This window comes from Dickeya sp. Secpp 1600 (assembly GCF_003049805.1).
GTDB lineage: Bacteria > Pseudomonadota > Gammaproteobacteria > Enterobacterales > Enterobacteriaceae > Dickeya > Dickeya fangzhongdai.
In genome coordinates this window covers 747,765-762,771 of sequence record NZ_CP023484.1, presented here as the reverse complement: position 1 = coordinate 762,771, position 15,007 = coordinate 747,765, and the positions used below count along the sequence as shown (strand labels likewise).

At 57.8% G+C, this 15,007-nt stretch carries 12 protein-coding genes; 8 read left to right on the top strand and 4 right to left on the bottom strand.

Annotation, left to right across the window (positions count from 1 at the left end; all coding sequences use genetic code 11):
• Positions 1–16 precede the first annotated feature (16 nt).
• The 3 genes from acs (at position 17) to actP (ending at position 4,065) form a co-directional block, all read left to right on the top strand.
• Complete coding sequence (gene acs, locus CPA59_RS03570) at positions 17–1,978, top strand: acetate--CoA ligase (RefSeq protein WP_038917880.1); 1,962 nt, start codon at positions 17–19, stop codon at positions 1,976–1,978.
• Between the two features lie 120 nt (positions 1,979–2,098).
• Complete coding sequence (locus tag CPA59_RS03565; RefSeq protein ID WP_038917878.1) at positions 2,099–2,410, top strand: DUF485 domain-containing protein; 312 nt, start codon at positions 2,099–2,101, stop codon at positions 2,408–2,410.
• Complete coding sequence (gene actP / locus CPA59_RS03560) at positions 2,407–4,065, top strand: cation/acetate symporter ActP (RefSeq protein ID WP_038917877.1); 1,659 nt, start codon at positions 2,407–2,409, stop codon at positions 4,063–4,065. Before CPA59_RS03565 ends, actP begins: the two co-directional genes overlap by 4 nt.
• Before the next feature lie 47 nt (positions 4,066–4,112).
• Here actP and CPA59_RS03555 read toward each other — a convergent pair whose 3' ends face one another.
• The 4 genes from CPA59_RS03555 to CPA59_RS03540 form a co-directional block, all read right to left on the bottom strand.
• On the bottom strand, positions 4,113–5,759 hold the full coding sequence (locus CPA59_RS03555; RefSeq protein ID WP_038662213.1) for a Na+/H+ antiporter: 1,647 nt from the start codon (positions 5,757–5,759) through the stop codon (positions 4,113–4,115).
• A 213-nt stretch (positions 5,760–5,972) separates the two neighbouring features.
• Positions 5,973–7,340, bottom strand: coding sequence for an NCS2 family permease (locus tag CPA59_RS03550; protein ID WP_038662216.1), 1,368 nt, complete (start codon positions 7,338–7,340; stop codon positions 5,973–5,975).
• Between the two features lie 793 nt (positions 7,341–8,133).
• The gene (gene lpxP, locus CPA59_RS03545; protein WP_100850402.1) at positions 8,134–9,057 is read right to left on the bottom strand and encodes a kdo(2)-lipid IV(A) palmitoleoyltransferase; all 924 of its coding nucleotides are present in this window, start codon (positions 9,055–9,057) and stop codon (positions 8,134–8,136) included.
• 253 nt (positions 9,058–9,310) lie between these two features.
• The gene (locus tag CPA59_RS03540) at positions 9,311–9,739 is read right to left on the bottom strand and encodes a molybdopterin-binding protein (RefSeq protein ID WP_038917874.1); all 429 of its coding nucleotides are present in this window, start codon (positions 9,737–9,739) and stop codon (positions 9,311–9,313) included.
• A gap of 231 nt (positions 9,740–9,970) precedes the next feature.
• On the opposite strand from CPA59_RS03540, the gene CPA59_RS03535 reads away from it, so the two are divergent.
• The 5 genes from CPA59_RS03535 to CPA59_RS03515 are packed head-to-tail and all read left to right on the top strand — an operon-like array spanning position 9,971 to position 14,952.
• Positions 9,971–10,843: a carbohydrate ABC transporter permease gene (locus tag CPA59_RS03535; RefSeq protein ID WP_038662225.1), complete on the top strand. Its 873-nt coding sequence runs from the start codon at positions 9,971–9,973 to the stop codon at positions 10,841–10,843.
• The gene (locus CPA59_RS03530) at positions 10,833–11,720 is read left to right on the top strand and encodes a carbohydrate ABC transporter permease (RefSeq protein ID WP_042858712.1); all 888 of its coding nucleotides are present in this window, start codon (positions 10,833–10,835) and stop codon (positions 11,718–11,720) included. Before CPA59_RS03535 ends, CPA59_RS03530 begins: the two co-directional genes overlap by 11 nt.
• Positions 11,721–11,730: 10 nt before the next feature.
• Positions 11,731–12,552 (top strand): phosphodiesterase, encoded by an 822-nt coding sequence (locus tag CPA59_RS03525; RefSeq protein WP_107758704.1) that lies wholly within the window; start codon positions 11,731–11,733, stop codon positions 12,550–12,552.
• Positions 12,552–13,637 carry an ABC transporter ATP-binding protein gene (locus CPA59_RS03520; protein WP_107758703.1) on the top strand — a complete coding sequence of 362 codons (1,086 nt, stop codon included), beginning with the start codon at positions 12,552–12,554 and terminating at the stop codon, positions 13,635–13,637. The genes CPA59_RS03525 and CPA59_RS03520 overlap by 1 nt, the downstream gene beginning before the upstream one ends.
• Entirely contained in the window at positions 13,630–14,952 is a 1,323-nt protein-coding gene (locus tag CPA59_RS03515) for an ABC transporter substrate-binding protein (RefSeq protein ID WP_100848945.1), read from the top strand. The genes CPA59_RS03520 and CPA59_RS03515 overlap by 8 nt, the downstream gene beginning before the upstream one ends.
• Positions 14,953–15,007: the final 55 nt, after the last annotated feature.

Sequence of the window (15,007 nt, the reverse complement as noted above, 5' to 3'; positions counted from 1 at the left end):
TTTAAGGAGAAGCGCTATGAGCCAATATAATAAGCACCCTATACCCGCCGCCATTGCGGAAAACGCCTTAATCACCGCCGAACAATATAAAAAGATGTATCAGGAATCTGTGCAGGATCCTGATGCCTTCTGGCGGGAACAAGGCAAGATCGTTGATTGGATCAAACCCTATCAACGGGTTAAAAACACCTCTTTTGACCCGGGCCATGTCCGTATCCGCTGGTTCGAGGACGGTACATTAAATGTAGCGGCCAACTGCCTCGATCGCCATCTCGACACGCTAGGTGATCAAACCGCGATCATCTGGGAAGGCGACGACGCCGGAGAAAGCAAAAAAGTCACTTACCGCGAGCTGTATCAGGCGGTTTGTCGTTTCGCCAACGTACTGAAATCCAAAGGTATCCGTAAAGGCGACGTGGTCGCTATTTATATGCCGATGGTGCCGGAAGCCGCCGTGGCGATGCTGGCCTGCGCCCGCGTCGGCGCCGTGCATTCGGTGATCTTCGGTGGATTCTCCCCGGAGTCCATCGCCGGCCGTATTGTCGATTCCAACGCCAAACTGGTGGTCACCGCCGATGAAGGCATTCGCGCCGGGCGGGCAATTCCGCTGAAAAAGAACATTGACGAAGCCCTGCGCAACCCGGCAGTCACCAGCGTCAATCATGTGATCGTATTCCGCCGCACCGGCAATCCCGGCAGTTGGCAAAACGATCGGGATCTGTGGTGGCATGAGTTGATCGCTCAGGCGGACGATCATTGCCCGCCGGAAGAAATGAACGCCGAAGATCCGCTGTTTATCCTGTATACCTCCGGCTCCACCGGTAAACCCAAAGGGGTGTTGCACACCACCGGCGGGTATCTGGTGTACGCCGCCACCACTTTTAAATATGTGTTCGATTATCACCCCGGCGACATTTACTGGTGTACCGCCGACGTCGGTTGGGTCACCGGTCACAGTTACCTGTTGTACGGCCCGCTGGCCTGCGGCGCTATTACGCTGATGTTTGAAGGCGTACCCAACTGGCCTACCGCCAGCCGTATGGGGCAAGTGGTGGACAAACACCAGGTCAATATTCTGTATACCGCGCCCACCGCCATTCGCGCGCTGATGGCGGACGGCGACAAGGCGATAGAAGGCACCTCGCGTCAGTCGCTCAAAATCATGGGCTCGGTGGGGGAACCCATCAACCCGGAAGCCTGGGAATGGTACTTCCGGAAAATCGGCAATAGCCGCTGCCCGATCGTCGACACCTGGTGGCAGACGGAAACCGGGGGATTCATGATCACCCCGTTGCCGGGCGCCATCGAAGCCAAACCGGGGTCGGCGACGTTGCCGTTCTTCGGGGTGCAACCGGCGCTGGTGGACAACCTCGGCAACCCGCAGGACGGCGCCTGCGAAGGTAATCTGGTGATTACCGACTCCTGGCCCGGTCAGGCGCGCACGCTGTTTGGCGACCACGAACGCTTTGAACAGACCTATTTCTCCACCTTCAAAGGCATGTATTTCAGCGGCGACGGCGCACGCCGCGACGAAGACGGCTATTACTGGATCACCGGCCGCGTGGACGACGTGCTGAACGTTTCCGGCCACCGGCTGGGAACGGCGGAAATCGAATCCGCGCTGGTTTCGCACCCGAAAATCGCCGAAGCGGCGGTGGTCGGCATTCCGCACAGCCTCAAGGGGCAGGCGATCTATGCCTATATCACCCTGAATCACGGTGAAGAACCTACCAGCGAGCTGTATACCGAAGTGCGCAACTGGGTACGTAAAGAGATCGGCCCCATCGCCACCCCGGATATCCTGCACTGGACCGATGCGCTACCGAAAACCCGATCCGGCAAAATCATGCGCCGTATTCTGCGCAAGATTGCAGCCGGGGATACCAGCAATCTTGGGGATATCTCCACCCTCGCCGATCCTGGCGTGGTAGAGAAACTGCTGGAAGAAAAACAAGCCATGAATCACACACCGTCCTAACTGTCATCTGATAAAACAGCGCCCCCGCACCAGATCGCATTACGCCGTCTGGTGTGTGGTGGCACCTAAAAAAACAGCCGCCCGTAAGGGCGACGCGACTTATCTGACTGGAGATTTATGATGAATGATCTCATTTATCAACGGATTGAAGATAACCCGCTATTTAAAGAACTGATCCAGAAACGGCAGCGCTTTGCCGCCTTTCTTTCACTGATCATGCTGGTGTTGTACGTCGGTTTCATTCTGTTGATCGCCTTTGCGCCGGGTTGGCTGGGGACGCCGATCGCGCCCGGCGCGGGGACGACCCGCGGCATCCCGTTGGGTATTGGGCTCATCGTTATCTCTTTTGTGCTTACCGGTATTTATGTCTACCGCGCCAATGGCGAATTTGACCGCCTGACCAAAGAGTTGCTCAACGAGGTGCAAAAATGAAAAGCCGCATTTTCCTGCTGACCGCTTTGCTGGGGCTACCGATATGGGCGCAGGCGGCGGATGCCGTTTCCGGCAACGTCCAGAAGCAACCACTGAATATTCAGGCCATCGCACTGTTCGTACTGTTTGTAGCGGCAACGCTCTACATCACCTACTGGGCTTCCAAACGCACCCGCTCGCGTAGCGATTACTACACCGCGGGCGGCAACATCACCGGCTTTCAGAACGGGCTGGCGATTGCCGGCGACTATATGTCCGCGGCCTCGTTCCTCGGCATTTCGGCGCTGGTCTACACCTCCGGCTTTGACGGCCTGATCTACTCGCTCGGCTTTCTGGTGGGCTGGCCGATCATCCTGTTCCTGATTGCAGAGCGGTTACGCAATCTGGGCCGCTATACGTTCGCCGACGTCGCCTCCTACCGGTTACAGCAAAAACCGATTCGGACGCTGTCCGCCTGCGGCTCGCTGGTGGTGGTGGCGCTGTACCTGATTGCCCAGATGGTAGGCGCCGGCAAGCTCATTCAGTTGCTGTTCGGGCTGAATTACCACATCGCAGTGGTGCTGGTCGGTATTCTGATGGTGATGTACGTGCTGTTTGGCGGCATGCTGGCCACCACCTGGGTACAAATCATCAAAGCGGTGTTGTTGCTGTGCGGCGCCACCTTCATGGCGATCATGGTGCTGAAAACGGTGAACTTCAGCTTCGATAGCCTGTTCACCGAAGCGACCAAGGTTCACGCGAAAGGTATTGCGATCATGAAACCCGGCGGGCTGGTGTCCGACCCGATTTCCGCGCTGTCGCTCGGGTTGGGGCTGATGTTCGGCACCGCCGGCCTGCCGCATATCCTGATGCGTTTCTTCACCGTCAGCGATGCCCGTGAAGCACGCAAAAGCGTGTTCTTTGCCACCGGGTTTATGGGGTATTTCTACTTCCTGACCTTCATCATCGGTTTCGGCGCGATTCTGCTGGTAGGCGCCAACCCGGCGTTCAAAGACGCCGCCGGCGCGCTGATCGGCGGCAACAATATGGCGGCGATACATCTGGCGAATGCGGTAGGCGGTAACTTCTTCCTCGGCTTTATCTCCGCCGTAGCCTTCGCCACCATTCTGGCGGTGGTGGCCGGGCTGACGCTGGCCGGCGCATCAGCCGTATCGCATGACCTGTATTCGAACGTCATCAAGAAGGGTCAGGCTACCGAGCGCGACGAACTGAAGGTATCGAAACTCACGGTGCTGGCGTTGGGGATCATCGCCATCCTGCTGGGTATTCTGTTCGAAAATCAGAACATCGCCTTTATGGTAGGACTGGCGTTCTCGATTGCCGCCAGCTGTAACTTCCCGATTATCCTGCTGTCGATGTACTGGTCCAAACTGACCACCCGCGGCGCCATGATCGGCGGCTGGGCCGGGCTGCTGACAGCGATAGTGCTGATGGTGCTTGGGCCGACCATCTGGGTGAAAATCCTCGGTCACGCCAGCCCGATTTATCCGTATGAATACCCGGCGCTGTTCTCAATGCTGGTGGCCTTTATCGGTATCTGGTTTTTCTCGATTACCGACAATTCAGCCAACGCCGTCGAAGAACGCGGCAAGTTCAAGGCGCAGTTCATCCGTTCGCAAACCGGCCTTGGCATCTCCAAAGGGTCATCTCACTAAGTTCCACAATACTCACGACAACCGGGGAGCGTGCTCCCCGGTTTTTTTTACACTTTCTCGCTGAGTACCGCTTCCAGCAAATCCAGTTCGCGCAGCATTTTCTGCAGCGTTTCGTTGCTGATGCGCTGCGTGGCGCGCAGGTGATACAGTTCGGCGCGCTCTGCGCTGACGGCGGCCAGACGGAAGCGCCGTTCCAGATTCTCCACCGCCATGTTGTTTTCCAGCTCGTCGGTGCCCGCCACGCGACGATGCAACATACCGATGACGCGCGCGCTCACCTCCGCCAGCACCTGATCGTCCAGGTTCTCTTCCCGGTCCGCCGCCAGTCGCTCCTGCATTTTCTTCAGGCTATCGATAGCGACCTGCGCCATCGTTACCCGCGCGATGCGTTCCTCTTTTTTCTGCACGCTGTGGTCGGTCAGCGTAATGCCCCTGAGCAGCAGCGGTAGCGCCATCACACCGCACAGCAGTGAAAACAGAATCACGCCGGTGGCGATAAACACCAGTTGATAGCGGGACGGGAACGGCTCGCCGCTGCTCAGAAACAGCGGAATGGACAGCACACCCGCCAGCGTGATGGCGCCCCGAACGCCGGCAAAGGTGCTGATCCAGATCTCGCGCGAGGTGTAGTCGGCGAACAGCATCGGGCGTTTGTTCTGTACATAACGGCTGTAGAGCTTCATCAGCCACAGCCAGGCAAACCGCAGCAACAGCAAGGCGCAATAGATCAGGGCGATATCGGCGAACAGCATCCAGGTTTCGATGGTCGGATCCAGCTCCGCCTGCACAATCGACTCTTCAATCACGCCGGGCAATTGCAGCCCCAGCATCAGGAACACCATGCCGTTGAACACAAACTCCAGCATGTTCCACACGCCGTTGGCGCGCAGCCGCATGTTGAGCGGCGCCTGCCGCAACAGCTGGGTTCGGCTGATGGTCATCCCCGACGCCACCGCCGCCAGAATGCCCGATACGCCGAAATGTTCGGCGATCAGGTAGGCGGCGAACGGCAACAGCAGCAGTAATACGATTTGGGTGGCGGCATCGTCATCGTTCTGATGGCCGAGCAACGACAGGGATTTACTGTACACCCAGGTAACGCCGATCCCGGCCAGCAGGCCGCCCAGCGCCACCTGCAAAAACGCCAGCGTCGCGCCGGAAACCGTGAACACCATAGTTCCCATGGCGATCGCCACCGCAAACTTGAGCGACACCAGCGCCGAGGCGTCGTTCATCAGCGCCTCGCCCTGCAGGATCCCCATCAGCTTTTTCGGGATCCGGTCTTCGCCGACGATACCGGACAGGGCCACCGCATCGGTGGGAGACAGGACGGCAGCCAGCGCAAAGGCGGCCACCAGCGGCATTTCCGGGATCATCCAGTGCAGCAGGTAACCGATACCCACCACGGTAATCACCACCAGCACCAGCGCCAGTCCCAGAATTTCACGCATATGGTGCAGGAACTCGCGTGTCGAGGTTTTCCAGCCGTCGGCGAACAGCAACGGCGGAATAAACAGCACCATAAACAACTCGGGATTGAAATCGACATGCAGACCGAATTGCGGCCAGGCCAGCATGGCGCCCAGAGCGATCTGCATCAGCGGCAGCGGTATCTGGAAAGGCAGGATGCGCGTCACTACGCCTGAAAGAGAAACGATCAGCGTCATAATCAGAATGGTGAAAAATATTTCCATGTGTTCCCTGGTTGCTTGCCGTTACATGAAAGGAGGTCGGGTAGCTGCCATCGGGCGCCGACTGCACCATCCGGTGGATGATCTGTTGAAATAATAACAAGATACAAAGCAATGAACAGGAATCGAAGACAAAAAAACAGCGCTTTCGGCACAGAGAAACAAAAAAGGGGAACCCGCGTTCCCCTTATTACATGGTGTGGAATAAAAGACGGCTTAGAGCGCCCAGCCGCCGGCGTAAAATACCACCAACGCTACGGCGATAATCACGGTGCCGAGATTGAGTTTACGCCATTCGCCAGAGAACAGACGGCCTAATACCAGCGAGCCAAAGCCCAGCATGATGCCGGTGACGATGTTACAGGTCAGCACGATGAATACCGCGCACACCAGGCCGGACATGGCGTCGACAAAGTCGTTGAAATCCAGTTTGGAGACGTTGCTCAGCATCAGCAACCCGACATACATCAGCGCCGGCGCCGTGGCATAAGCCGGCACCAGATAAGACAGCGGCGACAGGAACAGGATCAGCAGGAACAGCACGCCCACTACGGTCGCGGTCAGACCGGTTTTACCGCCTGCGGCAGTACCCGCTGCGGACTCAATGTATACCGCCGCCGGCGACGTTCCCACCAGACTGGAGAAAATGCTGCTGACGGAGTCGGCGGTCAGCGCGCGGCCGCCATTGATAATCTGGCCGTCTTTGTCCAGCAGGTTGGCCTGCCCGGCCACTGCGCGAATGGTGCCGGTGGCGTCAAACACCGCCGTCATCACCAGCGCCAGCACGCTCGGCAGCACTACCGGCTGCAACGCGCCCTTGATGTCGAGGCTGAAAATCAGCGACTGGCCGTTAGCATCGGTCAGGCTCGGCAGGGCGAACAGCCCCTGATATTTCACGTTCGGGTCAAAAATCAGACCGATGACTGAAATGGCGACGATCACCAGCAGGATCCCGCCCGGCACGCGGCGTTTTTCAAGACCGATAGTAGCGGCCAGACCGATCAGCGACATTATCACCGGAAACGCGGTGAAGTGACCCAGCGCCACCGGCAAGCCGTCGATCGGGTTCTTGATCACCAGACCAATGCCGTTGGCGGCGATAATCAGCAGGAACAACCCGATACCGATGCCTGCGCCATGCGCCACGCCCATCGGCAGGTTGCGCAGGATCCAGGAGCGGATGCCGGTAGCGGAAATCACGGTAAACAGCACGCCCATCATGAAGATGGCGCCCAGCGCGACCGGCACGCTGATATGCTGGCCCAGCACCAGACTGAAGGCGGTAAACGCGGTCAGCGAAATCGCACAACCGATCGCCATCGGCAGGTTGGCCCACAATCCCATCAGCAGTGAACCGAACCCGGCCACCAGACAGGTCGCCACAAACACCGCTGCGGGCGGAAATCCGGCTTTACCCAGCATGCCCGGCACGACGATGACCGAGTAAACCATCGCCAGAAAAGTAGTCAGGCCCGCCAGCACTTCCTGACGAACGCTGCTGCCGCGCTGCGTAATCTTGAAAAAGGCATCAAGCGCGCCTGCGGGACGAGCCGCATCGTCAGCCTGACGAGTGGTATTGGACATGGTGTATCCCCTGAAATGTCGTTTTATGGTTATCAAACGTTATGGTTCAAACGTTATGGTTATCAAGCGCCGTGACCGGCACTTGGCCAGTATTCGGTGAAAACGGTGTGATTCGACGCCCCTTGCCAGACGCCGGACAGCCTGCCGTTTTCCCACTCCAGCCTGACACGCAAACGATTAACCGTTGCGTTACAAAGCGGCTGAATCCTGCCAGTTGTTGTTGAGGCGGCAGATTATCCTGCCTTCGGGACATCCATTTCAACTGCTATTCCCCGCATTCACGCCGTGGTCGCGCTGAAAATGACGCAAACCAAACGCCGCATGCCGTTGCCGCGATCATCAGACCAACGGCTCTTCGCCACCGTTCGAATAGCAACATCTTGAGTATGAAAGAAAATAAAACCGCGGTTCAGTCAGAGTAGACTACTCGTTCATCTTTTTGTGACGCGCATCACAAAAAAGTTGACCACTCCCTGAGCAGGGTGTATCTTTAAAACCGTGAACAACGTCACAGAAATAATGAATCACACAGAGGAATACGACAATGAAACTGCTGCACAAAATTATCGCCATGTTTGAAAACTTCACCATCAACTTCGGTACTTTCAACCAATAATTCTTTTATGCGTATGGGGGAAACACCATGAGTATTGTCCGTCAAATCACTCAAATCCTAAAAGCGCTGGGCAAAACCTACCGCGGTGTTAATCCCTACGCGCTGTTTCGTTAATCATCAGTCATTCTCTCCTTCTTGTGGCTGCCTTCGGGCAGCCACTTTTTTTTGCGTCTGGCCTTAGCGGTACAGCGACGCCTCGCCGCACGGGCGGGTCTTGAAGCGACGGTGCAGCCATAAATACTGTTCCGGCGCACGCAGGATTTCCCGCTCAATCACCCGATTCATGTACTGCGCCGCCTGCTGCTGATCCTGACTCGGATAATCTTCCAGTTCCGGCTCAATCACCAGCTGATACCCTTGCCGGTTCGGCTTGCGAATCAGTACCGTGGTAATTATCGCCGGTTTGGCCAGACGATGGATGGTGGCCGTACCGCAGGTCGTCGCCGCCTGCTCTACCGCAAAGAAAGGCGCGAACACGCTGCCTTTCGGGCCGTAATCCTGATCGGGAGCGAACCACACCGCTTCGCCGCTTTTCAGCGCCTGCACCATGCCGCGCAGATCCTTACGGTCGATCATCGCTTTGTTGGAGCGGGATCGCCCCCAGGTCTGCACCAGTTCCATCAGTTTATTGTTATGCCGCCGGTACATCGCCATCATCGGCTGACACAGCCCCATAGCGCGGCCGCCCAGTTCCAGCGACATAAAATGAATGCCAATCACCATCACGCCGCGCTGTTCGCGCCCGGCCTGCTGAAGGTTCTCGAAGCCGGAGACGTCGAACCACGCTCTGACTCGTCTGTCCGACCAGAACCAGGCCATGCCGGTTTCCATCAACGCCATCCCCAGCGAGGCGAAATTCGCCTCCAGCATCACTTCACGTTGTGATGCCGGCATATCGGGGAAGCACAGTTCCAGGTTGCGGCGGGCAATACTCACCCGACGCTTGAGAAAATGACGGGAACTACGCCCCAGTCGACTGCCCAACCGCATCAGCAGCGGATAAGGCAACTGCACCAGCAGAAACAGCACGGCAAGGCCGAACCACAGCAGCCAGTAGCGGGGGTGGAACAATTCCCTGGTAAAGGTTTGTTGAGTCATTATGAATATCTTCTTGATTGCCATACCAGCCAGTTTTAACAAACTAACCATGCACGACATTGTCGTTATCCAGGCAGCCCGGAAGAAAACACAGTCAATGTGAAAAAAGAGGAGAAACGTGCGGCAAAGTACAGTCCGGCGCATGCCGCACGTCTCTGCCGCTAAAAAGCGACTCAGATTACCCGAAATCCACCGAATAAAGGAGGGATTCGAGTGTAAAGATTGTGTGCGGCGTCAATGTCGTTGCCGCTCGCCGTCAGGCGCGGGTCGCCAGAATGACGCTGGAAGCCTTGATCAGGGCGATCACCGCCGATCCGGCCTGCAATCCCATCTCTTCCACACTTTCGTTGGTGACGCTGGCAGTCAATTTCAGACCTTTGGCGGTGGTGATATGCACCGTGGCGTGTACCGCGCCTTTGACCACGTCATCAATCGTACCGCTGAACTGATTACGGGCGGAGAAGTTCAGGCCGCAATCGGCCGAAGCCAGAATCACCCACGGCGCCTTAATCAACGCCAGCGCCGCTTTACCCGGCGCCAGTCCGAGCGTCGTCACGCTGCTGCGGGTAATCACGGTAGTCAGCTGTTCGCCGCTTTCCAACGTTAGCACCACTTCGCTATTGACCGCGCCTTCCGCCACGCTGGCCACTGTTCCACTAAGTTGATTTCGTGCAGAAACGGACATAGAACCTCCTGGATAAATCGGTAAATAACCATAAAAGCGTTTAATGGATCATCAAACGCTTTTTCCCGCCGCAGTACAAGCCATCAGCAACAGTTTTATTTTATGGAAACCTTCGTCACCAAATCGTCACCGGCCTGCCATGCCCTTGCAGTATTCCCTGCGCAGCATATGCCTTCCGTTTTACGAAACCCGTTGACTGGCATTAACCATCACCATGCGAAAACTATCACCATGCAAAAAAACTGGCTCCCCTGGGTGATTCTGTCGCCTTCTTTGCTGTTCCTACTCTTGTTCACCTACTTTCCACTGTTGCGCTCCGTTTATGACAGCCTGTTCGATACCCGTATGGCGGGCGCAGACGCGCCGTTCGTCGGTTTGGGAAACGTGGTTCGCCTGCTGAATGACGCCGTATTCTGGCGCGCGCTGCTCAATAACCTGGTCTATATCCTGCTGACGGTGATCCCCGGCGTGGTGCTGGCGCTGCTGCTGGCGGTGGCGCTATGGGAAAACCACGCGGTCAACCGCTGGCTGCGTACTGCGTTTTTTTTCCCGATGATCATCCCGATGGTCAGCGCCGCCGCGCTGTGGCTGTTTATCTTCATGCCCGGCATCGGCCTGCTGGATTACTATCTGGCCAAGCTGTTCGGCCCGATGAACAACAACTATCTGGGCCGCAGCAACAGCGCGCTGCTAGCCCTTGCGCTGATTGGCGTATGGAAATTCGCCGGTTACTACATGCTGTTCTTTCTGGCTGGTTTGCAGAGCATCCCGCCGTCCACCCGCGAAGCCGCGATTATGGAAGGCGCCACGTCGACGCAGGTGTTTTTCCGGGTCACGCTGCCGCTGCTGCGCCCAACGCTGAGTTTCGTCATTACCACCGCGCTGATTTACTCCATCACCCAAATCGACCACGTGGCGGTGATGACTCACGGCGGGCCGGACAACGCCACCACCGTGTTGCTGTACTACATCCAGAACCTGGCCTGGGACACCCACGACCTCGGCAAAGCCTCGGCCGCTACCTTCCTGACGCTGGCGGGGCTGTTCGTTTTCTCGCTGATTAACCTGAAAGTGCTTGAGAAAGGGGCGCATTATGAGCGTTGAGATCTCCCCCGCCGTTGCCTGTTCCACCCGCGCGCCCTTGCCGGCATGGCTGCGCTGGCGCCAGTCGCGCCGGGCGACCCTGAGCCTGCTGATGATCTGCGCCGCGCTGCTGTGGATAAGCCCGTTTATCTGGATGCTCTCATCGGCATTCAGCGCCACCACCTTTGGCGTGGGAATGGCGTCGCTGTTGCCGCGCTGGCCGCTGACGCTGGATAACTTCCGCGACGCCTGGCAGAGCGCCGACTGGATAAGCCTGTACGCCAACACCATTTTCTTTACCTTCGGCACCTTTTTCGTCCAGTTGCTGACCATCACCACCGCCGGTTACGTCTTCGCCTGCCACGAGTTTCGCGGCAAGCAGACGCTATTCCTGCTGTTTCTGGTGCAGTTGATGATCATGCCGGTGGTGATGATGGTGCCCAACATGATGACGCTGAAGGCCTTTGGTCTGCTCAATACCCTGACCGGCGTGATGATGCCCTATTTCACCTCGGCGTTTGGCGTATTTCTGATGCGTCAGGCGTTTCTGGCTATTCCCAAAGAGATTGAAGAAGCCGCGCTAATGGAGGGCTGCCGCTGGTGGCAGGTGTTATTCCGCGTGCTGCTGCCGATGTCCTGGCCCTCCATTCTGGCGTTCGCCACCGTCAGCATTACCTATCACTGGAACGAGTATTTGTGGCCGCTGATGATGCTCAACGACCCGGACAAACAGGTGCTGACCGTTGGGCTGGTGTCATTCGCCATGGGTGCCGAATCCGGCGGCCAGTGGGGAATGATCAGCGCCGGGACGCTGATGGTGTGCCTGCCGCTGATGCTGGCGTTTATCGTTTTCCAAAAACAGTTCCTGAGAAGCTTTGGTTTCTCAGGGATAAAATAAGGAGTTTTTCATGCTGTTAGCGCAAATTTCCGACACCCATTTTCGAAGCCCAGGGCAGAAACTGTACGATTTCATCGACATCAACGCCGGCAACGCCGACGTGGTGTCGCAGCTTAACGCCCTGACCGAACGCCCGGACGCAGTGGTGATTAGCGGCGATATCGTCAACTGCGGTCGCCCGTCGGAATACCAGGTGGCCCGCCAGATTCTGGGCAATCTGGCCTACCCGCTGTACATCATCCCCGGAAACCACGACGACAAAACCCACTTTCTGGAGTATCTGCAACCGTTGTGCCCGCAACTGGGCCACGACCCGCAGAATATGCGCTACGCGATTGACGATTTCGCCACCCGGTTGCTGTTCATCGACTCCAGCCGCGCCGGCACCTCCAAAGGCTGGCTGACGGAAGAGACGCTGGCCTGGCTGGAAGCGCAACTGATGCGTGATGACAAGCCCACCTCCGTGTTTATGCACCACCCGCCGCTCGCCCTCGGCTCCGCGCAAATGGACCGCATCGCCTGCGAAAACGGCCACCGCCTGCTGGAACTGGTGGAGCGTTTTCCGTCGCTGGTACGCATTTTCTGCGGGCATAACCACTGCCTGATCATGACCCAGTACCGTCAGGCGATCATCGCCACCGTGCCGGGTACGGTCCATCAGGTGCCCTACTATCACGAAGACACTCGCCCTTACTACGACATGTCGCCGCCGGCCTGCCTGATGCACCGTCTGGTGGACAAACAGTGGGTCAGCTATCTGCACCCGCTGTCGCATTACGCCGGTCCGTGGCTGTACAACGAAAGCATCAGTTGCCCGGTGGATGAGCGTTAATGGCTACGTTACGACTGCACAACGTCAGCAAACGATTTGACGACAAACCGGCGCTGCGCTCGCTGTCGCTGGAGATCGCCGACGGCGAATTTCTGGTGCTGGTCGGGCCGTCCGGCTGCGGCAAAAGCACCCTGCTGCGCCTGCTGGCCGGGCTGGAAACGGTAAGCGACGGCGAGATTTGGCTGGATGGCGACGACATCACCGCCCACTCGCCGCGCGAGCGCAACTTCGCGATGATTTTTCAGAACTACGCGCTGTTTCCGCACCTGACGGTGAAGGACAACATTACCTTCGGCATGCAGATTCGCCATGAACCGAAAGCGAGCTGGCAACCCCGGCTGGAGAAAGTGGCGCAGTTGCTGCAACTGAACGAACTGCTGGACCGCAAACCGGGCAAGCTGTCCGGCGGCCAGCGTCAGCGGGTGGCGATGGCGCGCGCCATCGTCCGCAACCCCAGGCTGTTTCTGATGGATGAACCGCTGTCCAATCTGGACGCCCGGCTGCGCACCGAAGTGCGCGACGGCATCATGACGCTGCACCGGCAGTTAAAAACCAGCACCGTCTACGTCACCCACGACCAGACCGAAGCCATGTCGATGGCGGATCGCATCGTGGTGATGAACAACGGCGAAGTCCAGCAGGTCGGCACGCCGGAGCAGTTGTATGCCTTCCCGACCAACCGGTTCGTGGCAAGTTTCATCGGTTCGCCCGCCATGAACCTTATTACGCTGCCTTGCGCAGGCGGCGCGGCGCAGGTGGGTGAGCAAGCGCTTCCTCTGCCGCCGCACGCCGGCCAGCTCCAGCAGGTGATTTTCGGCATCCGCCCGGAACACCTTACCGATGCTCCGGAAACCGAACAGCATACGCTGCGTCTGCCCGGCACCGTGACGCAACGAGAATTGATGGGCGCGGACTATCTGCTGCACATCAGCACGCCGATTGGCGAACTGCGCTACAGCCGCAAAAACCGCGGCGACGCCCCGATGGTCGGCGATACCGTCAGCCTCGGTTTTTCACCTTTTGATGTTCATCTTTTTCATGCTGATACACAGCAGAACGTATACCAGGAGATCCCCCATGCATAAGCCCCTGAAACAGCGGTTACAGGCGCTCACCCTCGGCATCACGCTGGCCTTCGCCGGTTCGGCGCTGGCCAAACAGAACATCGATTTCATGTTTCCAGCCCCGGTGGACGGCAAACTGACGATGGAAATGACCCGCATCATCAAAGAATTCAACAGTTCCCAGCAGGATGTGGAAGTGCGGGGGATTTTCACCGGTAACTACGACACCACCAAAATGAAAGCGGAAGCGGCGCAGAAAGCCGGCCAGCCGCCCGCGCTGGTGATCATGTCCGCCAACTTCACCACCGATCTGGCGCTGAAAAACGAAATCCTGCCGATGGACGAACTGTTCAAATTCGGCAACGAAAAAGCCGGTACGTTTTTGACCAACGAATTCTGGCCGGCCATGCACAAGAACGCGCAGGTGATGGGCGTGACGTACGCCATTCCGTTCCACAACTCGACGCCGATCCTCTATTACAACAAGACGATGTTCGAAAAAGCCGGCATCGCCCAGGCGCCGCAAACCTGGCAGGCGCTGCTGGAAGACGCCAGGAAGCTGACCGACCAGAGCAAAGGCCAGTGGGGCATCATGCTGCCGTCCACCAACGACGACTACGGCGGCTGGATTTTCTCCTCGCTGGTGCGCGCCAACGGCGGCAACTACTTCAACGAGGACTATCCGGGCGAGGTCTACTACAACACCCCGACGACCATCGGCGCGCTGCGCTTCTGGCAAAACCTGATCTACAAAGACAACGTGATGCCGTCCGGCGTACTGGATTCCAAGCAGATCAGCGCGGCGTTCTTCTCCGGCAAACTCGGCATGGCGATGCTGAGCACCGGCGCGCTGGGTTTTATGCGTGAAAACACCAAAGACTTTGAACTGGGCGTGGCGATGCTGCCCGCCAAAGAGCAGCGCGCGGTACCGATCGGCGGCGCCAGCCTGGTAAGCTTCAAAGGTATTTCCGACGAGCAGAAAAAGGCCGCCTACCAGTTCCTGAGCTATCTGGTCAGCCCGCAGGTTAACGGCGCCTGGAGCCGCTTCACCGGCTATTTCTCGCCGCGCAAAGCCTCATACGACACGCCGGAAATGAAAACCTATCTGGAAAAAGACCCGCGCGCCGCCACCGCGCTGGAGCAGTTGAAGTATGCCCATCCGTGGTACTCCACCTATGAAACCGTAGCGGTGCGTAAAGCGATGGAAAACCAGCTGGCCGCGGTGGTGAATGACGAGAAAGTCACGCCGGAAGCGGCGGCCAAAGCCGCCCAGCAGGAAGCGGACACTATCATGAAACCCTACGTGGACCAGACGGCGCTGGCCCCGGTGAAGTGATCCTTCCACACCATGAAGAGATGTTAGTTACGATGCCGGCTTGACCGGCATCGTT

Excerpts from the sequence above, each read along its gene's own strand:
- CPA59_RS03535 (WP_038662225.1), top strand. The coding sequence starts at position 9,971 with ATGCAAAAAAACTGGCTCCCCTGGGTGATTCTGTCGCCTTCTTTGCTG.
- CPA59_RS03515 (WP_100848945.1), top strand. The coding sequence starts at position 13,630 with ATGCATAAGCCCCTGAAACAGCGGTTACAGGCGCTCACCCTCGGCATC.
- CPA59_RS03555 (WP_038662213.1), bottom strand. The coding sequence starts at position 5,759 with ATGGAAATATTTTTCACCATTCTGATTATGACGCTGATCGTTTCTCTT.
- CPA59_RS03540 (WP_038917874.1), bottom strand. The coding sequence starts at position 9,739 with ATGTCCGTTTCTGCACGAAATCAACTTAGTGGAACAGTGGCCAGCGTG.
- actP (WP_038917877.1), top strand. The coding sequence starts at position 2,407 with ATGAAAAGCCGCATTTTCCTGCTGACCGCTTTGCTGGGGCTACCGATA.
- CPA59_RS03530 (WP_042858712.1), top strand. The coding sequence starts at position 10,833 with ATGAGCGTTGAGATCTCCCCCGCCGTTGCCTGTTCCACCCGCGCGCCC.
- CPA59_RS03525 (WP_107758704.1), top strand. The coding sequence starts at position 11,731 with ATGCTGTTAGCGCAAATTTCCGACACCCATTTTCGAAGCCCAGGGCAG.
- CPA59_RS03550 (WP_038662216.1), bottom strand. The coding sequence starts at position 7,340 with ATGTCCAATACCACTCGTCAGGCTGACGATGCGGCTCGTCCCGCAGGC.
- CPA59_RS03520 (WP_107758703.1), top strand. The coding sequence starts at position 12,552 with ATGGCTACGTTACGACTGCACAACGTCAGCAAACGATTTGACGACAAA.
- acs (WP_038917880.1), top strand. The coding sequence starts at position 17 with ATGAGCCAATATAATAAGCACCCTATACCCGCCGCCATTGCGGAAAAC.
- CPA59_RS03565 (WP_038917878.1), top strand. The coding sequence starts at position 2,099 with ATGAATGATCTCATTTATCAACGGATTGAAGATAACCCGCTATTTAAA.